This window comes from Brevundimonas sp. (assembly GCF_046295075.1).
Classification (GTDB): Bacteria; Pseudomonadota; Alphaproteobacteria; order Caulobacterales; family Caulobacteraceae; genus Brevundimonas.
The window spans coordinates 190,350-211,883 of the sequence record NZ_JBKBOC010000002.1; the positions used below are offsets into that span (position 1 = coordinate 190,350).

The 21,534-nt window shown below is 66.4% G+C and carries 17 protein-coding genes; 10 read left to right on the forward strand and 7 right to left on the reverse strand.

Annotated elements, in window-relative coordinates; translation table 11 throughout:
* Positions 1-134 precede the first annotated feature (134 nt).
* The 4 genes from ACK4MH_RS02990 to ACK4MH_RS03005 all read left to right on the forward strand — a co-directional run bounded on the left by ACK4MH_RS02990 (position 135) and on the right by ACK4MH_RS03005 (position 6,736).
* Complete coding sequence (locus ACK4MH_RS02990) at positions 135-1,433, forward strand: D-tagatose-bisphosphate aldolase, class II, non-catalytic subunit (protein WP_409714548.1); 1,299 nt, start codon at positions 135-137, stop codon at positions 1,431-1,433.
* Positions 1,426-2,589, forward strand: a complete 1,164-nt coding sequence (locus ACK4MH_RS02995) for an SIS domain-containing protein (protein WP_409714551.1) — start codon at positions 1,426-1,428, stop codon at positions 2,587-2,589. Before ACK4MH_RS02990 ends, ACK4MH_RS02995 begins: the two co-directional genes overlap by 8 nt.
* 16 nt (positions 2,590-2,605) lie before the next feature.
* Positions 2,606-3,571 (forward strand): N-acetylglucosamine kinase, encoded by a 966-nt coding sequence (locus tag ACK4MH_RS03000; RefSeq protein WP_409714554.1) that lies wholly within the window; start codon positions 2,606-2,608, stop codon positions 3,569-3,571.
* A gap of 342 nt (positions 3,572-3,913) precedes the next feature.
* Entirely contained in the window at positions 3,914-6,736 is a 2,823-nt protein-coding gene (locus tag ACK4MH_RS03005; RefSeq protein WP_409714557.1) for a TonB-dependent receptor, read from the forward strand.
* Positions 6,737-7,321: 585 nt separating this feature from the next.
* Here the strand turns inward: ACK4MH_RS03005 and ACK4MH_RS03010 are convergent.
* A complete protein-coding gene (locus tag ACK4MH_RS03010) occupies positions 7,322-9,835 on the reverse strand; it encodes an ABC transporter permease (RefSeq protein ID WP_409714560.1) in 2,514 nt (837 codons plus the stop codon).
* A complete protein-coding gene (locus tag ACK4MH_RS03015) occupies positions 9,832-10,524 on the reverse strand; it encodes an ABC transporter ATP-binding protein (protein WP_409714563.1) in 693 nt (230 codons plus the stop codon). The genes ACK4MH_RS03010 and ACK4MH_RS03015 overlap by 4 nt, the downstream gene beginning before the upstream one ends.
* A 240-nt stretch (positions 10,525-10,764) precedes the next feature.
* On the opposite strand from ACK4MH_RS03015, the gene ACK4MH_RS03020 reads away from it, so the two are divergent.
* The 5 genes from ACK4MH_RS03020 (at position 10,765) to ACK4MH_RS03040 (ending at position 15,213) form a co-directional block, all read left to right on the forward strand.
* The gene (locus ACK4MH_RS03020; RefSeq protein WP_409714566.1) at positions 10,765-11,304 is read left to right on the forward strand and encodes an arylesterase; all 540 of its coding nucleotides are present in this window, start codon (positions 10,765-10,767) and stop codon (positions 11,302-11,304) included.
* A gap of 162 nt (positions 11,305-11,466) precedes the next feature.
* On the forward strand, positions 11,467-11,679 hold the full coding sequence (locus ACK4MH_RS03025; RefSeq protein ID WP_409714569.1) for a hypothetical protein: 213 nt from the start codon (positions 11,467-11,469) through the stop codon (positions 11,677-11,679).
* A 425-nt stretch (positions 11,680-12,104) separates the two neighbouring features.
* Positions 12,105-14,549 carry a CHASE3 domain-containing protein gene (locus ACK4MH_RS03030; RefSeq protein ID WP_409714572.1) on the forward strand — a complete coding sequence of 815 codons (2,445 nt, stop codon included), beginning with the start codon at positions 12,105-12,107 and terminating at the stop codon, positions 14,547-14,549.
* 14 nt (positions 14,550-14,563) lie between these two features.
* Positions 14,564-14,947 (forward strand): response regulator, encoded by a 384-nt coding sequence (locus ACK4MH_RS03035; protein WP_409714575.1) that lies wholly within the window; start codon positions 14,564-14,566, stop codon positions 14,945-14,947.
* On the forward strand, positions 14,944-15,213 hold the full coding sequence (locus tag ACK4MH_RS03040) for an Hpt domain-containing protein (protein ID WP_409714578.1): 270 nt from the start codon (positions 14,944-14,946) through the stop codon (positions 15,211-15,213). Before ACK4MH_RS03035 ends, ACK4MH_RS03040 begins: the two co-directional genes overlap by 4 nt.
* Here the strand turns inward: ACK4MH_RS03040 and ACK4MH_RS03045 are convergent, their stop codons facing one another.
* The 5 genes from ACK4MH_RS03045 to ACK4MH_RS03065 all read right to left on the reverse strand — a co-directional run bounded on the left by ACK4MH_RS03045 (position 15,214) and on the right by ACK4MH_RS03065 (position 20,384).
* On the reverse strand, positions 15,214-15,657 hold the full coding sequence (locus ACK4MH_RS03045) for a hypothetical protein (protein WP_409714581.1): 444 nt from the start codon (positions 15,655-15,657) through the stop codon (positions 15,214-15,216). It lies immediately after the preceding gene.
* A gap of 14 nt (positions 15,658-15,671) precedes the next feature.
* Positions 15,672-16,211, reverse strand: a complete 540-nt coding sequence (locus ACK4MH_RS03050; RefSeq protein ID WP_409714584.1) for a hypothetical protein — start codon at positions 16,209-16,211, stop codon at positions 15,672-15,674.
* Complete coding sequence (locus ACK4MH_RS03055) at positions 16,208-18,925, reverse strand: hypothetical protein (protein ID WP_409714587.1); 2,718 nt, start codon at positions 18,923-18,925, stop codon at positions 16,208-16,210. Before ACK4MH_RS03055 ends, ACK4MH_RS03050 begins: the two co-directional genes overlap by 4 nt.
* Positions 18,922-19,743: a hypothetical protein gene (locus ACK4MH_RS03060; RefSeq protein WP_409714590.1), complete on the reverse strand. Its 822-nt coding sequence runs from the start codon at positions 19,741-19,743 to the stop codon at positions 18,922-18,924. The genes ACK4MH_RS03055 and ACK4MH_RS03060 overlap by 4 nt, the downstream gene beginning before the upstream one ends.
* 113 nt (positions 19,744-19,856) lie before the next feature.
* Positions 19,857-20,384 carry a DUF4402 domain-containing protein gene (locus tag ACK4MH_RS03065; RefSeq protein ID WP_313444851.1) on the reverse strand — a complete coding sequence of 176 codons (528 nt, stop codon included), beginning with the start codon at positions 20,382-20,384 and terminating at the stop codon, positions 19,857-19,859.
* Positions 20,385-20,639: 255 nt separating this feature from the next.
* On the opposite strand from ACK4MH_RS03065, the gene ACK4MH_RS03070 reads away from it, so the two are divergent.
* The gene (locus ACK4MH_RS03070) at positions 20,640-21,275 is read left to right on the forward strand and encodes a LuxR C-terminal-related transcriptional regulator (protein ID WP_409714594.1); all 636 of its coding nucleotides are present in this window, start codon (positions 20,640-20,642) and stop codon (positions 21,273-21,275) included.
* Positions 21,276-21,534: the final 259 nt, after the last annotated feature.

Genomic DNA, 21,534 nt, shown 5'->3' on the forward strand with positions numbered 1-21,534 from the left:
CGGCTTCAGCGTTGGAAAGTCCAAGTTTCGTCTGCTGATGTATGAAACGCGCCGTGAAGTTTCGGTTTCATTGCTTTGGTTGCGTTTCAGGTGGACTTCAGTAGAGTGGAAACCTGTCACCGAAAGGATTTCCTATGAAGGCGATGCGCGACCTCGTCGCCCGGCACAAGTCCGGGCAGGCTTGTGGCATCTATTCCGTATGCTCGGCGCATCCGCTGGTCATCAAAGCCGCGTGCGTTCACGCGCTCGATACCGGGCTGGACGTGCTGCTGATCGAGGCGACCTGCAACCAGGTCAATCAGGACGGCGGCTACACCGGCATGACGCCGGACAAGTTCCGCGACTTCGTCCACGCCATCGCGCGCGACGCCGGTCTGCCGATCGATCGCGTGCTTCTGGGCGGCGATCACCTGGGGCCCAATCCGTGGACCGGCCTGCCTGCCGAAGAGGCGATGGCGAAGGCGGAAGTGTTGATCGAGCAGTATGTGGCCGCCGGTTTCCGCAAGATCCATGCGGACTGCTCCATGTCGTGCGCCGACGATCCGACGCCCCTGCCGGAAGACACGATCGCTCGCCGCGCCGCGCGGTTGATCAAGATCGCCGAAGCGACGCAGGCGCGCGTCGGCGGCGAGGCCTGCGTCTACGTCATCGGCACAGAGGTGCCTGTGCCGGGCGGGGCCGCCGAAGACCTGCCCGAGTTGGAAGTGACCACGCCCGAAGCGGCGCTGGCGACGATCGAGGCGCACCGCATCATCTTCGCGGCCGAGGGCCTGGCCGAGGCCTGGTCGCGGGTCATCGGCGTGGTCGTCCAGCCGGGTGTCGAGTTCGATCATCACAAGGTCATCGACTACGAGCGCGCCAAGGCGGTCGATCTGAGCGCTGCGCTGCACGGGCAGTCGCACATCGTCTTCGAGGCGCATTCGACCGATTACCAGACCGCCGGAGCGCTCAAGGCCCTGGTCGAAGATCATTTCGCCATCCTCAAGGTCGGGCCGGGCGTGACCTTCGCCCTGCGTGAAGCGCTGTGGGCGCTGGACGCCATCGAACGCGAGTGGATCGGCGAGGAGCGCGCGTCGCGGTTCCGCCATGTCGCCATCGAGCGAATGAAGGCCGATCCGCGCAACTGGGCCAAATACTACCATTCCAACGGAGCGGACCTGGAGTTCGATCTGCAGTACAGCCTGTCCGACCGGATACGCTATTACTGGCCGGACCCGTCCATCGTGGCCGCCCAGGATCAGATGTTCGCCAATCTGACGGCCAATCCGCCGCCGATGGCTCTGATCAGCCAATATCTGCCGGCGGCCAACGCCGCCCTGCGCGAGGCCGCGCTGCCCTCAAATCCGACCAATCTGGTGATCGCCCATATCGGCGCGACCCTGGAAGCCTATCGGACCGCCTGCACCCCCGAGCCGGAGTTCGCTTATGTCTGACGTCACCCAATTGGGGCTCGAAGAGTCCGAACTGGAGCGGCTGGGGGGGCTGTGGACTGCGCGCGAGATTGCGCAGCAGCCGGCGATGTTGCGCGAAACCCAGAAGCTGTTGATGGCCCGCCGCGCCGAGATCGAGGCGTTTCTGGATCCGCTTTTGGCCCTGCCTGGACTTCGCATCATACTCACGGGCGCGGGGACTTCGGCCTTCGCCGGCGAATGCTTGGCGCCGGTGCTGTCGGCGCGTCTGGGCAGGCGGGTCGAGGCCATCGCGACGACGGACCTGGTCTGCGCCCCCCACCTCTATTTCGAGGCCGAGACGCCGACCCTGCTCGTGTCGTTCGGCCGCTCCGGCAACAGCCCGGAAAGCGTAGCGGCGATTGAGCTCGCGGACCGTCTGGTGAAGACCCTGAGCCATCTGGTGATCACCTGCAACGCAGAAGGCGCCTTGGCCGCCTATGGTCAGGGGCCGCGTGGCCTGACCGTGCAACTGCCCGAGGCCACGCACGACCGCAGCTTCGCCATGACATCGAGCTTCTCGTGCATGATGTACGCCGCCCTGGCGGTGTTCAGCGGCCTGGCCGTCATGGACGCACGGGTCGAGGCCATCGCGCGCGCCACCCAGGCGGTGATCGCGAACTATACCTCGGTGATGCAGTCCGCCGCAGCGGAGGGCTATCAGCGCGTCGTCTATCTGGGCAGTCACATCTTCAAGGGTCTGGCCAGGGAATCGGGGCTGAAGCTGCTGGAGCTCACCAACGGCGCGCTGGTGACGATGTTCGATTCACCGCTGGGATTCCGGCATGGCCCCAAGACGATCGTGAACGATCGTACGCTGATCGTCGTCTTCTTCTCGAATGACGCCTACACTCGCAGCTACGACATGGACCTTTTGGACGAGCTGCGCCGCGACAACGACGCCGCCCGCGTCATCGCCATAACGGCCCAGGAGGGTGTGGGATTGTCCGAGCAGGACCAGATCAGCGTACAGGGCCTGACGGCCTCGGACGATGCGGACCTGCTGTTCCCCTATATCGTGGCGCCCCAGATGCTGGCCTTCTTCGAGTCCCTGCAGCTGGGTTTGAATCCCGACAAGCCCAACACGTCAGGCACTGTGAATCGGGTTGTGCAAGGCGTGCGGATTCACGAGTTGAGCTGATGCGGGGGCAGGGAGAGTGAGCCTGTCTGACGGGTGTTATCTGGGCGTGGACGGCGGCGGCACCAAGACCGCCTTCGTGCTGGTTGACCGCGCCGGCCGCGAGCTTGCCCGACACGAGGGCGGTTCCAGCTATCACGTCGATATCGGCGTCGAGAGGCTGCACGTTCTGCTCCACGACGGCGTCCATTCGGTGCTGCGGCAGGCAGGGGCGTCGGCGGATGACGTTCTCTACGCCTTCTTCGGATTGCCCGCCCATGGCGAGGATTCGCAGATCCAGCCCGTTCTGGACGTCATTCCAGAGGCTTTGCTTGGGCATCGCCGCTATGCCTGCGGCAACGACATGATCTGCGGCTGGGCCGGCTCGCTCGCCGGCGAGGACGGGATCAATATCGTCGCCGGCACCGGCTCCATCGGATACGGCGAGCGCCAGGGCCTGTCCGCTCGCGGCGGCGGATGGGGCGAACTGTTCTCGGACGAGGGCTCCGCCTACTGGATCGCCATCCAGGGGCTGAACGCCTTCTCGCGCATGTCGGATGGTCGCCTTTCGCGCGGACCCCTGCATGATCTGCTGGTGCAAGAGTTCGCCCTGACGAACGACCTGGACCTGTGCGCCCACATCTATTGCAGGAGCGCGCCCCAACGTGACCGGATAGCCGCCATTTCGAGGCTGGTCGCGCGTGCGGCCGTGCAAGGTGACGAGGCCGCACGTCGCATCTTCGTCGACGCGGGCGAAGCCCTGGCCCAGATCGTGGACACCATCCGACAGCGGCTGGAGTATCGGCCCGGAGAACCCGTAAACCTGTCCTACTCAGGCGGGGTGTTCCAGAGCGGCGAGCTGATTCTTGATCCCTTCAGGCGGCGGCTTTCGGCCTGTTCGCCGGACTACAGGATCATTTCGCCGCGCTACAGCCCGGCCATCGGCGCCGCCATCTATGCGGCGCGTCTCGACGGCGCATCGCTCGGCATCGCCGTCGCCGCCTGATCGGGCCGTCGCATCTCGATTGTCTGGGCCTGGACCTGGACCGCGGACGTCATGAAGTGACGAGGTCGAGAGATGTCGGTAGGCCCCAATTCGAGACCCTTATGACCTCTTTCGCCCCTGGTTCCGGGTTGGCTCAGGCGAGGCGTGCGCCCCTTGAGCAGGATATTTGCCGACGGCAGCGGTCATGTCGGCTCTGCGGATGCTCCCGCCAAGAAGTTTCGTTACGTATCTATTTGACAGTTTCGCGAAACCGTAGTTCCCTTTTGTAGCGTTTTCTTGACTGAACCGAAGCCTCGGCAGTTCAAGCGGCGTTCGTCGATCATGCGGGAAAAGGGGATCGCAATGTCACGTCGTCTATCACTTCGAACAGCCGCTCTAGCGGGCGTCGGTTTCGCAGCCTTGTTGTCCGTCGGCACGGCTCACGCCCAGTCAGCCGACGCTGATGAAATCGAAACAACGGCTGACCAAGCCCAGCAGGTCGATGAGATCGTCGTCGTGGGGACGCGGGGAAGCATCGCCCGCGCGGTGGGTCTGAAGCGCGAATCCGGCACGGTGCAGGATTCCATCAGCGCGCTCGAACTGGGCATGTTTCCGGACGACAACGTCGCCGACTCCCTGAGCCACATCACCGGCGTTTCGATTTCGCGTACTGCGGGCGGCGAGGGGCAGAGCGTCAGCGTTCGGGGATTGGGCCCCGAATACACGCTGTCGACCTTCAACGGCCGCATCCTGGCGACCGACGGCGCGGGACGCGACTTCGCGTACGATGTCCTGCCTTCCGACGTCATCAGCGGCGCCGATGTCATCAAGGGCGCCGAAGCGGCGAACACGGAGGGCGCGATCGGCGGCCTGATCAACCTGCGCTCCGCCAGCCCCTTCGACCAACGCGGCCAGCACGGAATCATCCGCGTCGAGGGCGACCGCAACCAGATGTCCGAGTTGGACGGCAGCAAACTGTCGGCCGTCTACAGCAACACCTTCTTCGACGGCACCTTCGGCCTGATCCTAGGGGTCGTGAGCGAACGGCGCGACGACCGTTCGGACGTCGCCGGCAATGACGGCGGCTGGACCCGCAACCCGGATCCGACGGACGAGAGCTGGCTGTGGGGCAACGCCTGGGGCGGCAATATCGACCCGAACGGCAACGGTGAACTGGACGTCGAGGAGTACGGCCTGATCGGTCCTGGCCAGTTCCGCGTGGGTTCGATTCTGGAGAAGAAGAAGCGGACCGCCTATACGGCGAAACTGGAATGGCGTCCGACCGACAACTTCCGCCTGGTCGTCGATGGCCTGTCGACCAAGCTCGACTCACCACAGGTCGGCTACCAGCAGTCCTTCTACACGCTGTATGCGCCCGGCCGCTGGTCGAACATGGTGATCAATGACGGCATCGTCACCAGCTTCGACATGGCCAATCCCGATCCTGAGCAACGCCTCAATCCGGAACTGCTGAACCAGACCACCTACCGGGTCGTGGAGACCCAGCTTTACGGCGTGAACGCCCAGTGGGACGTGACCGACAGCCTGACCCTGACCGGCGATGTCTATCGCTCGACGTCCAGCCGGAACTCGGGCGGTCAGGACAGCTATGTCGTCCTGCGGATGAACCAGGCCAATACCGCGCAGATCGCGCTGAACGGCGCCTATGTGCCCGACGTCACCATCAACTTCGATGACGGTCGCGATCTGTCCAGCGGCCTGGCCAACGGCGAGTTCACGGATTCGGATTTCAACACCCACTACTTCTCGCTCGCAGGCGACAATATCGAGGACGAAATCACCGGCGCCGCCTTCAACGGTCGTTGGACCGCAGGTATCGGCTGGCTCGACAATGTGCAGTTCGGCGTCAACTATACGGATCGCAGAAAGTCGCGGGATCTGGTCAACAACTCTCTGACGGGCGGCGCCGACTACTATTCCGGGACCTACGCGATCAATGTCGGGAATCTGGGCGGCGGCGTGATCTCGAACAGCTTCACCTTCCCCAACTTCATGAGCGAGTTGAACGCGAAATTCCCGCGCACCTTCCTGGCCTTCGACATCGCCAGCTATCAGGCGGCCTTGGCCGCCTATGACGGCAATCCGCGCCCCGGCGGCGGCGTTTACGACTACGCGGCGGCTGCGCCGGTGTGGAACCCGCTGCAGAGCTATCGCGTCAGCGAGGAATCCTGGGCCGGCTTCCTTCAAGCCAATCTGTCGGGCGAGCGCTGGAGCGGCAACATCGGCGTCCGCGTGGTCCAGACGAACACCAGCGCCCAGGCCTGGGACGCCAAGATCCTCGACATCATCGAGAATGGCGCCTTCAACTATACGGCGGTGTACGACAACCCGACGGCGATCACCCAGGACAACGACTACACCTACGTCTTGCCGTCGATAAATCTGAACTATCGCATCACCGAGGAACTGCGTCTGCGTCTGGGCGCGGCCAAGACCATGGCCCGTCCGTCGGTCGAGACCCTGGCGCCGACGAACACCACCGAAAGCGTGTCATGGGGCGAGTTCACCCAGATCTACGGCGGCAACGCGGCTCTGAAGCCGTATTCGGCCGTGCAGTATGATGCGTCGCTGGAATACTATTTCCGCCCGAACTCGATCTTCAACATCGCCGTCTTCAAGAAGGACATCGAGGACCAGATCACCACCAGCTGGGAACCGGGGCAGGACATCGGCGTGCCGGGGTATCTGTTCAACGTCCAGCGCCCGATCAACGGCGACACGGCCGAGGTGCACGGCGTCGAAATCGGTCTGCAGCACTTCCTGGACAACGGCCTGGGCGTGCGGGCGCAATACACCCGCAACTGGTCCAAGAGCTATGTCGGGGATCTGGAGCGGCCGCTGGAAGGCATCGCGCCGTCGGTCTATTCGCTGGGCCTCTTCTACGAGCGTGGGCCGCTGTCAGTGAGCGCGTCGGCGGACCATACGGATGGTTTCGTCACCGCGATCAACGTCCTGGGTGAAGGCTACAACGAAGAAGCCGACCCGATCACCTGGGTCACGGCCCATATTTCCTACAAGGTGACGGACAACATCGACATCTCGCTGGAGGGCCAAAACCTCCTGGATGAAGCGAACACCTATTCGATCAACGGCAACCCCTTGCTGCCCCAAGGCTATTATCGATACGGGGCGTCCTACAAGCTGGGTGTGAGCTACAGGTTCTAAGCCGCCTGCGCCGCAATCCCACGTGGCCGAGCCCGTCGCTTCCGCATCAACGCCGATGCGTAAGCGACGGAGTGTCTCGCGGCCCCAGCCTGGTGCATGCATAGCAGGCAGCCCAAGAGCCTCATGGCCGCGTCATCGTCCCGGCGTCGCCGGATGACGAGATCGGGCATTTCCCCTTAGCGTTTAGACTGACAGCTCGCGAGTGGCACATGCTTGCGGTGTGAGGAGACTTTCTATCTTTGGACTGACAGCACCGCCACCCCGCAACTATGTTGTCTCTACTATCTCAAAGTCAGCAGCATGAGCCGCGTCACCGGACGCTGACCCGCTCATAGCCCTGTACTGACAGCCTATGAAAAGCGCCTGGATGCTCAGATCGGTGAGGCTTTTGCGACGGCGTCGAGACGCCTAGCTTCACACAAGTGCAGCTGGGCAACCGATGGGGGTCACTTCCCGACAAGCGCAGAAGTAAGAACCGCACCACGTAATGGTTCACCTAAGGCGCGGACGAACCGGGCTGGCGTGCCAGTCGGCGCGTTCTGGCGACGTGTGATCGTCCGAACGCCCTTGGGGATGTCGCCGTCGTCAGTCCGATCGGAGAACCGGTGCGGGGCGCCGCGACAGGGCGTGCAGGGCCGCCAAGCCGCCGCCCAGGGCCGCGATCCCCGTGGCCCCGGTCAGCAGCAGGACGACGCCGGTCCAGTCCATGCTCCAGGTCGCCTTGAAGGCGAGGGTCACGACCGGCCATGCGCCGGCGGCGCCCAGGAGCAGGCCGGCGAGGCCGGCGATGGCGCCGACCAAACTGTATTCGACGAGGTAGGCGGTCAGAATCTGGGCGTGGGAGCCGCCCAAAACTTTGAGGACGGCCGCCTCGCGCGCCCGCTCGCGCACGCCCGCGGCGATGGCCCCGATCAGAACGAGCAGGCCGGCGAGACCGGCGACGGCCGCGGCCCCGCGGATGGCGAGAGCGAGGCGGTCGAACAGGGTGGCGGCGGCCTCAAGCTGTTCGCGGACGCTGATGATGTTCACTTCGCGGAAGTCTGCGCCAAGCGTCTGGGTCAGGGCCCTTTCCTCGGCGCGTGTAGCGCGGGCGATGGCGACGCTGCGGGGATTGGCGCCTTCGATGGCGGCGGCGTTGAGGACGAGCAGGAAGTTGGTCCCGAAGCCGCCCGGTTCGGTCCGGCGCAGGGCGGCGATGCGGACGTCCATCTCTCGACCGAGCAGTTGCAGGGTCAGGCTGTCGCCGACCTTGAGATCGGCCGCCTTGGCCAGATCTTGCGAGAGGGCGATCTGTGGCGGACCGGCGTAGTCGGCGGCCCACCACCGGCCGGAGACGATGTTGGCATCGTCCGGCGCGCCGGCGAGCGCGGTCATGAGAATGTCCTGATCGAAGGCCCAGCGTTCCCCTTGAGGCAGGGCGTCCAGATCGACGGGCGCGCCCTTCAACCGCACGATCCGCCCCGTGAGGAGAGGAAGTCGCCGATAGCGATCCGGTCCGGGGTCGACCATCGCCTGGGCCACCGTCGCATCGAACGCCGCCCCGCGATCCGCCGGGATTTCGGTGAAGACCACGGACGGGGCCGATCGCGGGGCGACCTCGGTGATCTGGCCGAGAAGGCTGGACTGGATGAGGACGACCATGGCCAGAAGCGCGACGCCCAAGCCGATGGCGGGGGAGGCGGTGCGCGCCGCCGAGCGGGGGCCGGCGAGATTGGCCAGCCCCAGGCGCACCGCGCCGCCGGCGTGTCGTCTCAGGCGTCCGGCGAGGGCTGCCGCCGCCCGGCCGAGCAGCCACAGAAGGGCGAAGGCGATGACCGTGCCGCCGATTAATGCCGCCGCCGCAAGTTTCGACGGCGCGGTCCACAGTGCCAGGCCCGCAAGTCCGAACGCGGCCAGCACGGCGAACATCAGTTCGACACCGAGGACGGGCCGGTCGGTGAGCTGGCGACGGAACAGGGCCGACGGCGGCGTCGCACGGGCGCGGGCCAGGGGCGCGAGCGCGAAGGCGGCGGCCGCCAGAAGGCCGAAGGCCCCCGCCTTGACGAGCGGCGCGGGATAGACGGCGAAGAGGGCGGGGATCGGCAGGCTGTCCTTCGCCAGCACGCCGATGACGAGCGGCACGACGGCGCCGATTACGAGACCGATGGCGACCCCGACGGCGGCCAGCACCCCGATCTGGATCAGATAGATGTCGCGGATCAGCCCACCCTCCGCGCCGAGGGCCTTCAGCGTCGCGATCGACGGCTTGCGGCCTTCCAGATAGGCCGAGACGGCGCCCCCGACGCCGAGCCCGCCGGCCACGAGAGACGCCAGGCCGATGAAGCCGAGGAAGTATTCGAGCTGATCGATCAGTCGCCCGGCGCCGGCGGCGGCCTCGGACCGATCCCGGGCTTCGAGCCGAGCCTGCGGAAAGCGTTTCTCTATGACCGCGATGGCGGCCTTGGGATCGACGTCGGCGGGAAGGGCGATGCGCACCGCCTCGCCGAACAGGCCGCCGGGAGCGAGCAGGCCGGCCCGTTCGACGGCGGGGACCGTCGTCACCACGCGGGGACCCAGCGCAAAGCCCCGGCCCAGCCGGTCGGGTTCGGCCAGAAGGACGGCGCGCGCGACGAACGGCGTTCCGCCCACCGTGAAGGTGTCGCCGAGCCTGAGGGCGAGGCGGTCCAGCAGTCCCTGTTCGACGACGGCGCCTGCCACGCCGTTCTCGACGCGCAAGGCCGTGGCCAGATCGGGCGCGCCGGACAGTTCGACCGCGCCGACCAGGGGATAGGCGGCGTCCACCCCACGCATGTCCACGAGGCGACGTCGGCCGGCGCCGGCCTCGGCCATGCCGTTAGCCCGCACCGAATAGGCGACCGGACCCAGGGCGGCGAACGCGGCGCGTTGGTCGGGGCTGAACCGGCCCTGGTCGAGGCTGAAGACGACGTCCCCGCCGAGGATCTCCCGCGCCTGACTGGCCAGCCCCTGGCGGAAGGCCTCGGCGGTCGAGCCCGAGGCGGCGATCGCCGCCACGCCCAGCGCCAGACAGGCCAGGAAGATGCGGAACCCCGCGATCCCGGAGCGGAGCTCGCGGCGGGCGAAGCGGAAGGCGAGCTTCACGCGGAGGCCTGCGAGGGGGTGACGACCTGGCCGTCGCGCATCGTCACGATCCGGTCCGCGCGGGCGGCGAGACGGTCGTCATGGGTCACCAGGACCAGGGCCGCGCCGCTGTCGCGCACGAGGTCGAACAGCAGGTCGGCGACCAGGGCGCCGTTGGTTCCGTCCAGATTGCCGGTCGGTTCGTCGGCGAACAGGAGTTCCGGCCCGACGGCCAGGGCGCGGGCCAAGGCCACGCGCTGCTGTTCGCCGCCCGACATCTGATGGGGATAGTGCGACCGCCGGGCGCCCAGGCCGACCCGCTCCAGCCAGTTGCGCGCCTGAGCGACCGCATCAGGCCGGTGAGCCAGCTCCAGCGGCGCGGATACATTCTCCTCGGCCGTCATATTGGGAAGGAGGTGAAAGCTCTGGAACACCAGGGCGGCGCGCCCCCGACGCAGACGGGCGCGGCCGTCTTCGCCCAGAGCGGCCAGATCCTGATCGAACAGCATCGCCCGGCCGCAGGTCGGCGTCTCCAGGCCGGCGGCGATGGAGATCAGCGACGACTTGCCCGACCCGGAGGGGCCGACGATGGCGACCGTCTCTGCGGGCGCCACGACCAGGTCCACGCCGCGAAGGATCTCCACGGGCCCTGCGGCCGAGGGCAGGGTGAGGACGACGCCGTCGAGGACGAGCGGAGCGGCTGAAGCCATCGATATGTCGCTTGCTGCATTGGGAGGAGGAAGGTCGGTCCCTATATGGGTGCGCAGATCATGACTCCAAAGCCCTCCTCGCCCATGCCGCCTATTCCTCGCCGCACGCTCCTGACCGGAGGGCTGGGGCTCGTGCTCGCCGGATGCAGCCCCTCGGAAGAGAACGCGTCAGAGACGCCGGCTAAGCCCTCGGCTTCCGCTCCGCCCACGACGGTCCCTGCGGGCGCGCCGGAGAAGATCGTGACCCTCTTGGGTGATTCCATCACGGCCGGCTTCGGCTTGCCATCGGCCGAGGCTCTGCCGGTGCGACTGGAAGAGGCGTTGCGTGCAAAGGGGCTCAGGGTGAGGGTTCGCGGGGCCGGGGTGTCGGGCGACACGACCGGCGGCGGGCTGGCCCGGGTCGGCTACAGCGTCCAGGACGACACCGATCTGTGCATCGTCGCCCTTGGGGGCAACGACATGCTTCAAGGCGTGGATCCGAAAACGGTCCGGGCCAATCTGGAGGCCATCATCGCATCGCTGAAGGCGCGCGACATTCCCGTCCTGCTGGCGGGGATGAGAGCGCCACCGCAGTACGGCGCCTACGCCGCCGAGTTCGACCGCATCTTCGTGGATCTGGCGCGCCAGGACGATGTCCCGGCCTATCCCTTCCTGTTGGAAGGCGTGGCCCTGGATCGTCGCTACAACCAGCCAGACGGCATCCACCCCAACGCCCAAGGCGTGCGCATCATCGCCGAAGGTCTGGCGCCGGTCGTGGCGACCGCACTGTCTGGCGGCTAGGGAGACGGCGAAGGTCATGGGATCGCCCTTGAACCCCCGTTCGCCCATCGCCATCTCGGGTCTGCCCTTCCTGGGCGTTTCCTCCCAAATCGACTTCCGGCCTCGTCGCCCTGTGCGACGGGGCTGATTTTTGTCCGGAACGATCTCCTGTCCGAGCGCGCCATGCCCAAAGCCAACGACACCGTCCATCTGCGCTTCACGCTGAAGGGCGAAAGCGGCCCGTTCTGGCAGACAAATGCAACGGTCGCCTCGGTCGGCAGTGGAACCGCCCTGCTCGATGGCCTGGATCGCCAGATCGTCGCGCCCGTCGCCGACTTCCGGCGGGCAGGCGAGGGCCGCTGGACCCTCGATTTCGAGGTGCGATCAAGGCCCTGATAGGATCGCGTTTTCGCACGATTGCGCACTTCTCACGCGGAATGTCCGCTTCTGGTGCTTCTCGGACACTTGCCGACAATGAAATTTTGGCATCGCTTGCTTGGCTATCCTGCGGCACCACTCCCGACTAGCGGAAGCGGCCGGTCCACCGATCGCCTTCGAGCTTCAAAAACGGCCGGCTATTCCGCCGGGGTCGGTTGACGGAGCGACACCCGGCGGCAGCGGGTCCACCTATCTTCCGTATGGAAATGGCGCCGACAGAACCTTCTGTTGTCGTGTGGCCCCGATCGTGGGAGCCTGCTGCATCGTTTGGCGCAAAGAAACGCGCTTCGTGATTGAGCGGGCGTCTTCGAGCCTGCGTCGGAGACCTTCGCTTGCCGACCTTGAAGCGCGTCGTAATCACGAGACCCTACCAGCAAGCCCTGTTGGCCGCGTTGGCTGTCGCCGTCCTGCTGGGGCTGGCCTTCGTCGGACTAGAGCTTCGGCTTGAATTTGATCGCGCGCGCGCATTGCGAGCCGAGGTCGAGCGATCCCATGTGGCCCGCGCCCAGTTGCTGCAAATCTTCTCGTCGATGCAGGACGCCGAGACGGGCCAACGGGGCTATGTGATCACGGGACAGGCCAGCTATCTGGAGCCCTATAACAGCGCGGCCCGTGCGCTGGGGGCCGAATTGCCGCGGCTGAAGGCGCTCTATCGCGACAATCCCGAACAGGCGGCCAATCTGGCTTGGCTGGAGACACTGATCGCCCGCAAACAGGCGACGATGCGGGCGGGTATCTCGGCGCACGACACCCAGGGTCGCGAGGCCGGGCTCGACGCGGTCTCCAACGGCGTCGGAAAGGCGGCGATGGACGATATTCGCGTCGCCGTCGACCGGATGGTGGCCGTCGACGCCCAGGCGCTTGCTGATGTGACGCGGCGCGCAGATGCCCGCAGCCGTATGACCGAACGTTTGGTGGCAGGCGTGTTCCTGCTGCTGATTGCGGTGGTCGCGTCGAGCGGTTTTCTGGTCTGGCGTTATGTTCGGACGCGCCGCGTGCTGCTCGACGCGGTGCAAGCGACGGCCGCACGTCAGACGGCCATTTTCGACAGCGCCATCGACGCCATCCTGACGCTGAATCCCAGCGGCAGCGTCGAGACGCTGAACACGGCGGCGACGCGCATGTTTGGCTGGACCGCGCCTGAACTGGGGCGTCGCGATGTTTCGGTCTTGATGGATTTGGGCGGCGATGGAGAAACAGCTTTCCTGACCCGGATCGGCGCCAATCGCGAAGATTTCGAACAGGGCGTCGTGCGTGAACTCACCGCCCGCCGCCGTGACGGCACGACCTTCCCCGTGGATGTGGCCTTGAGCCCGATGACTTTGCCGACGGGCGTGCACTTGGTGGCGGTGATCCGTGACATTTCGGAGCGGCGTCGCGTGGAGGAGATGAAGCAGCAATTCGTCTCTACCGTCAGTCATGAGTTGAGGACGCCCTTGACCTCGATCGCGGGGTCTTTGGGCCTGCTGGTCGGGGGGGCGGGCGGCGTGCTGCCTGAGAAGGCGGGTCGGTTGATCGGCATCGCTCATTCCAACAGCCAGCGGCTGGTTCGGCTTATCAACGACATCCTGGATGTGGAGAAGATCGAGTCGGGTCAGATGACGCTGGATCTGGCGTCGCTGGACCTGCGCGACATTGCGCTGCGCTCCCTGGACAGCGTGCGGGGTTTCGCCGACGGCCTGGGGGTCAGCCTGGCGCTAAGCGAGGGTGCCGAGGCGCCTGTCAGCGGCGATGCTGATCGGCTGGTGCAGGTGGTGGTCAATCTGCTGTCCAATGCAGCCAAGTTCTCGCCTTCGGGCGGGGTGGTCGAGGTCAGCGTCGTGCCCGAGGCGCGGATTGCGCGGCTTAGCGTGCGCGACCATGGGCCGGGCATCCCCGACGCCTTCCGCGCGCGCATCTTCACCAAGTTCGCCCAGGCCGATGGCTCCGACACCCGCCAGCGCGGCGGGACAGGGCTGGGGCTCGCCATCGCCCGCGAGATCGCGGAACGACACGGAGGGCGGCTGTGGTTCGAATCGACACCCGGCGAGGGTGCGACCTTCCATCTGGACCTCCCGTTGGCCATCCGGGTTTCCGATACGGTCCCCGGAACCGGCCCGAGATTGCTGATCGTCGAGGATGATCCCGACGCCGCCGAGGTGCTGCGCGTCATGCTGGAGCAGGACGGGTTCGAGGCCCATGTCGTCGCCACCGCGCGGGGGGCGCTCGACGTGGTTCGGCAGGAGCGTTACGCGGCCGTTCTGGTCGATCTGCAGCTGCCCGATGCGGACGGGATCGGTCTGATTCGCGCCTTGCGGGGCCATGCGGCGACACGGGATCTGCCTGTTGTCGTGGTGTCGGCGGACGTGGCGCGCGGCAAGGCGCGTGGACGGTCGTTGGAGGTGCTGGACTGGCTGGAGAAGCCGTTCGATCAGAGCCGGCTGAGATCGGCCGTCGCTTCTATCCTGGATAGACTGGAGACGCGCCGTCCCTCGATCCTTCATGTGGACGACGATCCGGATATCCTCCAGGTGACGGCTTCGACCCTGGCGGGGGTTGCAGAAATGTTGGGAGCGGGCAGCTTGGCCGATGCGCGCCGCGCTCTGGCCGTCGCGCGTCCCGATCTGGTGATCCTGGACCTCGGCTTGCCGGATGGGTCGGGTCTGGAGCTTCTGAAAGAGTTGGGAGACGATGCAGGCGGATCGATTCCGGTCGTCGTCTATTCTGCCCAGGAGATGGACGCCGCGCTGGGCGAAAGGGTCGAGGCCGTGCTGGTGAAGTCGCGCACCTCGCTGGCGCACCTGGCCCGTACCGTGCGGCGTCTCACCCACAAGGACGTTCGCAACTGAGCACTGGAGCCGCCATGCCGATCACCCTGATGCACGTCGACGACGAGCCGGACATCCGCGAGGTGGCGGCCATGGCGCTGGAGCTCGATCCCGAGATCAGCCTGACCAGCATGGCGTCCGGTGAAGCGGCGCTGGAGCAGCTGTCGGCGGGCGCACGTCCCGACGTGATCCTGCTGGATGTCATGATGCCGCAGATGGATGGACCCGGCGTGCTGTCGGCGCTGCGCCGGATGGAGGGGCTGGCCGAGACGCCGGTCATCTTCATGACGGCGCGCGCACAATCCGGAGAGATCGATCGTTTCAAGACCCTGGGGGCGATCGGCGTCATCACCAAGCCGTTCGACCCAATGACCCTGGCCAGTCAGGTCCGGGATCTTTTGGCCGAAGCCCGCGCTTGACCGTCGATCCTCTGGCCGAGTTGCGCGACCGTTTTCGCAAGAAGGCGAAAGAAGAGGCGTCGGCCATTCGTCTGGCCTGGGCAAGAGGCGCGGAAGGGCTTCAGGACGTCGAGCATCTGGCCCACGGCCTCGCGGGCGCAGCGGGCATCTTCGGCTTCGTCGAAGTCGGAGCGGCGGCAGTGGCGGTGGATGGGCGTTTCGCAGCGGGTGAGGTTCCCCGGGAGGAAGAGGTCGACGCGCTGGTGTCCGCCATCGACCGAATCTGACTATTCGTAGTCGATGGTCAGGGGCAGGGTGGTCAGGACGGCGCTGTCCGAAGCCGGCCCCTGCTGTCGCAGCCGACCCGTAATGCGCAACAGATCGCGACCGTCCGCATCCATGTGGGACACGCGCACGGTCGAGACATCGCCGGTATTGGCGCTCCAGATCTGGACATCCTCCACGATCGACACCCCCTGATCGGAGGTCAGGGTTTCCGGCACGCGGATGCGATAGACCCGCCCGGGATCGCCGCGGACCATCACGACCGACGGCGCATCGGGGCGGCTCGCATCAGACACGACCGATAGCGACGCCGACAAGGTGTCCGGCTGAATCGACCTGACGTGGACGGCCGCGACGCTCAGGCTGCGCTGCACCTCCAGCGAGCCCCGCGCTGTCTGGGCGAAGGCCGGCGCCGTGACCAAAGGGGCGATCAGAGATGCGATCAAGGCGAGACGAGCGATCATTGAACCAGGGCCACGGTGACGATGTAGTCGTAGCTGTGGTTTCCGCTGGCGGCGTTGGCGGCCAGGGTCACGTCCATGCCCAACCGCAGGGTGGCGCTGCCGAGCAGGCCCAGCGGATTCAGGTCGAACACCAAACTGGCTCCTTCGGATGGCGCAGACCCGCTGCGATAGCTGGCGCCCGACAGTGATGAGACGCGCAGTTTCGATATGGTTGCGGGTCCTGACCCGGCGACCGGCGTGATCGTGACCCGCACATAGCGCAGGGCGCACAGGCCCGACAGGTTCAGCAGACCGCAGTTGATGGTCAGGGTCGGCGTTGTCACCGACGCACTGGACAGGCGGATGGCGTTGCCGGAGACGCGGGTCACAGTTCCCGTGGCCGAGATGCTGAAGACCGTCGTCGCATTGCCCCGGATTGTCGTACCCAGGGCGGGCGCGGTGGCGGGCGACCTCGTAACCGTCGCCTGAGCCTGAGCGCCTTGGGCCGCCGCCAGCAGGGCGCCGATCGCGAACAGGGGGGCCAGGACACGGTTCATGGCTGACCATCCTGGCCCAGGCGCACACGCACCTCGCCGCCCCGAACAAAGCCGCCGTCAGCCGGCACAAACAAAGTCACCGGCGCCGCCAGGCTCATGCCATGCGTTCGGGCCTGATCCGTCTGGAGGCGTAGGGCGTAGGCGCCGGGCGGGACGCCTTCGAAGAACAGGACGCCGGCGTGGTCGCTGCGCGCCTGGATCGCTTGGCCGTCGCGTTCGGCGACCAGTTCGACGTCCAGCGCCGCCAGCGGACGCGCTGCGCCGTCGTCTCGTATGAACAGGGCGGTCAGTTCGACCTCGGCGCTGCGCGCCATCGGCCGGTCGATGACGAGGGTGCGTCCGGCGCGGGGCACGATCTCGATCACGCCGGCGCCGCCGATCAGGAAGGGATCGTCGATCGCCTCGTCGTTCAGGCGAATACGCGCGACGGCGGCGTCCCCGAGGCCGGTGGCGAAGACGCGACCCGCCTCGTCGGTCACCTCGGCGCCGGCAGGCGTGTCCACGACCAGGCCGCCGACGCCCTGTTCGTCCGTTTGGCGCAGGCCGTCGCCGTTGGCGTCGATCCAGGCGTTGACCGCTACTGCTCCACCACCGGCTACGCCGGGTCGGGTCATCTCGTAGCGACGCTCAAGCGGATCATAACCAAAACCGAAGCCCAGTTGCAGACCGATGCGCCAGTCCTTGCGCTCGGTCTCATAGGCGACGTTCAGCGCCAGATCGAAACGCCGCGCGCGCCACAGGTTCGAGGCCTGGAAGCTGGTCGCCGGCCGGGGGCCGATGGCGCGCACGACGCCGAGGCGCAGGGCGTTGGCGTCACTGATTTGCCAGTCCACGGTCGCATAGGCGGTGTCGACGCCCGGATCCGGCGACAGCTCATAGGACACGCCCGCACGCGCCTGCAGCCGGGCCGAGATAAGGGTGGTGACATCGCTGGCGCCCAGCCAGCGACGGCGGCTGGCCAAGGCGGTCTTTTCGGCCTCATAGACGACGCTGCTGGAGGCGTAATAGCGGCCTATGGGCGCTGAGGCTCGCAGTTCGGCATTGGTCGTCAGACTATCGTCCGCGCGCTGAAGCCTGCGCACATTGAACGACAGCGGCACGGCCAGTCCTCGGGGACCCGATACCTGACCGTCCAGCCGCAAGTCGGTGGCGCGGGCCAGCGGCGCTTGGTCGCTGACGCCCAACTGTCGAGTCTCATCGATAAAGTCGCCGGCGTATTCCGAATGGCGGCCGACGATAGAAACGCCAAACGGCCGCGCCGCTGCGCCCAGGGTGACGCCCCGCCCGCCCTGATCGTCGAAGGCCGCGTCGACCTGGGCCGCCACGGCGCCCAGGGATCCGCGTAGACCCAGACTGCCCAGGGTGCGGGTCGCCTGACCCTGGGGCCGATAGCGGGCGGCGCCGGCGCTCAGCGTCAGGCCGGGGGACAGCCCATAGTCGGCCAAGGCCACCAGGCGCGTGGCGCCGGCCTCGGCCATCATCGGGGTCTCGCCGCCGCCGACATCGAAGACCGTCAGCCCCTGCTCGGCCGCGCCGAGCCGCAGGACGAACCGGCCGGCCTCGACCTGGCCCGTTCCGAAGTTGATGCGTCGCACCACCTCGCGTCGCTGGCCCTGGGAGCCGTAAAACACCAGGCGCAGCGTGTTCAGTCCGAACGCCAGCGGTACGTCCAGAAATTCATAGCGCCCCTGCACCGGCGAGGTCTGGGCGCGCTGCAGCACCTCGTTGACATACAGTTCGACATCCTCGCCCAGCGCCAGTTCACCGCGCAGGTTCAGCGGCGTGGCAAGGTCCAGATTCTCCAGCGGCGCGGAAGTATAATAGAGTCCACGTCCCGCATAACTGGCGGCGCCGATGGCCATGGATGGGGTGAAGATGTCGCCCACGCCGGCACGCGTCCCGCCCAGCGGCCCGAGGGCGCGCCCGTAGGGATCCTTGCGGCTGAGGGTTACGCGAACATCGCTTATGCGGCCGTCGTCATCAGACCCGGCATAGGCCTCTAGTCCAGCATGCAGCAGGTCGCCGGCGGCGCGGATGTCATAGCGGCTGGCCTGATCGATCCCGTCACGCGCCAGTTGGCCGCCGATGTTGACGTCGAAAGACGGTGCGGTGAACAGGCGATAGGGCGTCGCCAGCCGGGTCCCTTCGTCCTGCGGAGCGCCCACGGCGCTGGCGCGGCGCTGCTCGCGTTCGGCCCGTTGTTGAAAGGGCAGGGCCTCGGTCGCCGTCAGGGCCAGAACCTGGGCGCTGGCATCGGCCTTGATCCGAACCGGCAGCAGTTGTTCCAGCAAATCTGCGCGGACATAGAGGTCGCCGTCGTAGATGGCGGCCTGGTCTGTGCTGAAGGGGATGATGCGCCCCTGCAGCGTCGCCTGGCGTGTCGTCAGATCGACGACCAGGCGCCGGTCTGGCGACAGCACCCAGCCCTCGGCCCGGCGTTGGCCGGGAAACACGCCGACGGCCAGTTCCAGCACCCGCGAGAACTCGCCCAAGGGGACGAAGACGCCCGAACGGGAGGCGTACACATTCATCGATTCAGCCAGTTGCAGGTCGCCGGCGCGCACCTCCATCCAAAGCAGGTCGTCGGCGCTGAAAGGCTGAGGATCGGCGGCGATCACCAGATTGCGCATCAGGGTTTGGGCGAACGCGTCCGATGAGCCCATGGCGGCGGCGAGCGCAACCGCCGCCGCGCCGGCTGAACGGGCCGTGATCACGGAGCGACGAGGGTCGTCATCGCCAGAACCTCGCCCTTGTGCGCATCGTCGTCGCGATAGATGACCGTCAAGACTTGGCCTGCGCCAATCGCGGCCGGAAGCGCGGCGACCATCGTGCGTCGGGCGACCTCGGGATAGACGGCGACGCCGCGCACGGCGGTGATGATCTTCGCGTTGTCGCCTTGACCCGACAGGATTTCGACATCGCCATAGACCGAGCTGGCGCCCAGCCGAACCAGGTCGAGCGACAGCAGGCGCGCCTCCCCCTCCTGCACGATGGCGGGGTTCTCGATCGCCGCGCGGGCGTCGGCAGGGCCGTCGCGCACGATGACGGGAATGCTGACGCTGAATAGGGCCACGACCTGCAAGGACACCTCGCCGCCGCCCGGCTGCGTCGCCTGCTGGACGGTGAAGCCGGTGTCCTCGGACGGCAAGGCGGTGACGGTCAGGTGGGTGCGGTATTCGCCCGCGTCCGCGCCGGGGCGGGCCCGCACGCGGATGGCCTGGCTTTCGCGCGGCTGCAAGGTGATGCGCCGCGGCGTGTACTGAACCAGGTCGCCGGCCGAGTTGACGGCGATTTCCGGCCGGTCGGCGGCGGCGACGATCTGGCCGTCGGCCAGCATGATCCGGTCCACGGTCTCGACCGTGTAGGTGGCTTCGCTATCGCCCTGATTGAAAATATAGACCGTGGCGCTGCGCTCGCCGGGACCGAACACGACGCGCTTGGGCGAGATGTTCAGATCCGCCCCGACCTGGGCCTCTGCAGAACCCGCAATCAGCAGGAGCGCGAACGCAGGGATCAGTAATCGCAGGCTCATGGTGAAGGCCGTATGCAACAGGGACGCGAAACGATGGCCCCAAGACCCTATCGTGGGGTTAATGGGCCCAGCTGTCTCGCCCTCCTGATGCAGCGGAAACATCCCGCCTGGCCTTAGTTGTAGGCGGCCGAGACGGTGAACGTCCCGGTGTAGGCGCCGGTGGTCGTGGTCGAGGCGACCGGCACGGATCCACCGACCGTGAAGGCCAGCGAACCAGCCGACCCAAGGGCGTTCGACAAGGTCTGGCTGGCGGCCGAACCCGTCAGGCTGTTCGAGGTGGTGACGACCAGGGTGTCGGTGCCATTGGCCATCGAGAAGGAGGCCGGGACGGTGACCGAGACCGACTGGCCGCCTTCGCCGGCGACCGTGAAGGCGGCCGCAGCCGGAGCGTCGCCCGAGCTCAGGCCAACCACGCCGCCGGTGACGGAGCGGGCGCCGGCGGCGCTGATCACGGCCGTGCCTGAACCCGTCGCCGGGCGAACCACGGTGCCGAATTTCAGGTCGGCGGTTTTGGTAAGGGTCAGGGGGCGGATCACGGTGATCGAACCCGAACCGGTCGTCGATGCGCTCTGGGCCATGGCGGGGGCGGCGACGGCGGTCAGGGCGATGGCGGCGGCGACGGTCAACGACTTGATGAACATGAAACTCTCCAACTTTTTTCGGGGTGCGTCACGGAGGGTTCCGCGGCGGCGTTGGAGAGCCAAATCATCCCGATTTCGTCCGGGGTCCACAAGCGGTCCGTGAAAAACGGGCGAAATCGAACCAAAGTTATAGGCTTTGGCCGTTGTTTCCAGTCAGCGGGCGGGCGAACTCAAGGGAATGCGAAGACGCCGAGCTTTCTGGCGGGGTTGGATTGATTTTAAGCGACGGGTAACAATCACGGGGTGTAATGACCCATGCGCTGGATCGTCTTGATCGTTGATGACCACCCATTGGTCGGGCAGGCCTTGGAGTTGTCGATCCGGGCGGCTTACCCGCATTTGGACGTCGGCCGTGTAACGTCCGCCGCCGAAGCTGAGCAATACGCCCGATTGCATGGACCCCGGGTGAAGCTGGTGATGTTGGACTTGTTGTTGCCCGACGCCGAGGGCTTCAGCGCGCTTTTACGGCTTCAGCAATTGCTGCCTGACAGCGCCGTGGCGATCGTCTCATCGCGCGCCGACTTGCATTCGATCAGCATGGCCCGGGCCTTCGGTGTTCAGGGCTATTTGTCCAAGGCTGCTCCGGTCGAAACCCTGGTGAACGGCGTGGGCGCCCTTTTGCGCGGCGAGGAACTGTTTCCGCACGACGCACAGGCCGACGAGGCCGTGATCGACTTTCACAAGCGCGTGGCACGTCTCTCTGCAGCCCAGTTGCGGGTGCTGCGGGCCCTGTCGGATGGCAAGCTGAACAAGGAAATCGCCGGCGAGATGAACCTGACCGAAGGCACGGTCAAACAGCACGTCTCTGCGATCCTCAAGAAATTGGAAGTCAACAACCGCAGCCAAGCGGTGCTGGCGGCCGCCCCGTTCATGAGAACGTTGTCACGTTAATCCCAAGGCCGCGTCTTTAGGAGCGCCGGCAATCCTGCGCGACGAGCCATTCCGCGAGCAAGCCGACATGGGCCAAGCATACCGGGCAATCGGAGAATTGCATCGACGCTTCATCCAGACATGCGCAAGCATGTCCATCGCCTCGTAAGTCAGCCCTTTCCCAGGCGTTGCAACCGTCTCGCTTGACTCCATCCCAGGGTCAGGGCGCATATAGAACATATGAGGAACATTCATTCTCAACCTGACGCTCTGGCGTCGC

Excerpts from the sequence above, each read along its gene's own strand:
- ACK4MH_RS02990 (WP_409714548.1), top strand. The coding sequence starts at position 135 with ATGAAGGCGATGCGCGACCTCGTCGCCCGGCACAAGTCCGGGCAGGCT.
- ACK4MH_RS02995 (WP_409714551.1), top strand. The coding sequence starts at position 1,426 with ATGTCTGACGTCACCCAATTGGGGCTCGAAGAGTCCGAACTGGAGCGG.
- ACK4MH_RS03005 (WP_409714557.1), top strand. The coding sequence starts at position 3,914 with ATGTCACGTCGTCTATCACTTCGAACAGCCGCTCTAGCGGGCGTCGGT.
- ACK4MH_RS03015 (WP_409714563.1), bottom strand. The coding sequence starts at position 10,524 with ATGGCTTCAGCCGCTCCGCTCGTCCTCGACGGCGTCGTCCTCACCCTG.
- ACK4MH_RS03025 (WP_409714569.1), top strand. The coding sequence starts at position 11,467 with ATGCCCAAAGCCAACGACACCGTCCATCTGCGCTTCACGCTGAAGGGC.
- ACK4MH_RS03035 (WP_409714575.1), top strand. The coding sequence starts at position 14,564 with ATGCCGATCACCCTGATGCACGTCGACGACGAGCCGGACATCCGCGAG.
- ACK4MH_RS03050 (WP_409714584.1), bottom strand. The coding sequence starts at position 16,211 with ATGAACCGTGTCCTGGCCCCCCTGTTCGCGATCGGCGCCCTGCTGGCG.
- ACK4MH_RS03060 (WP_409714590.1), bottom strand. The coding sequence starts at position 19,743 with ATGAGCCTGCGATTACTGATCCCTGCGTTCGCGCTCCTGCTGATTGCG.
- ACK4MH_RS03065 (WP_313444851.1), bottom strand. The coding sequence starts at position 20,384 with ATGTTCATCAAGTCGTTGACCGTCGCCGCCGCCATCGCCCTGACCGCC.
- ACK4MH_RS03070 (WP_409714594.1), top strand. The coding sequence starts at position 20,640 with ATGCGCTGGATCGTCTTGATCGTTGATGACCACCCATTGGTCGGGCAG.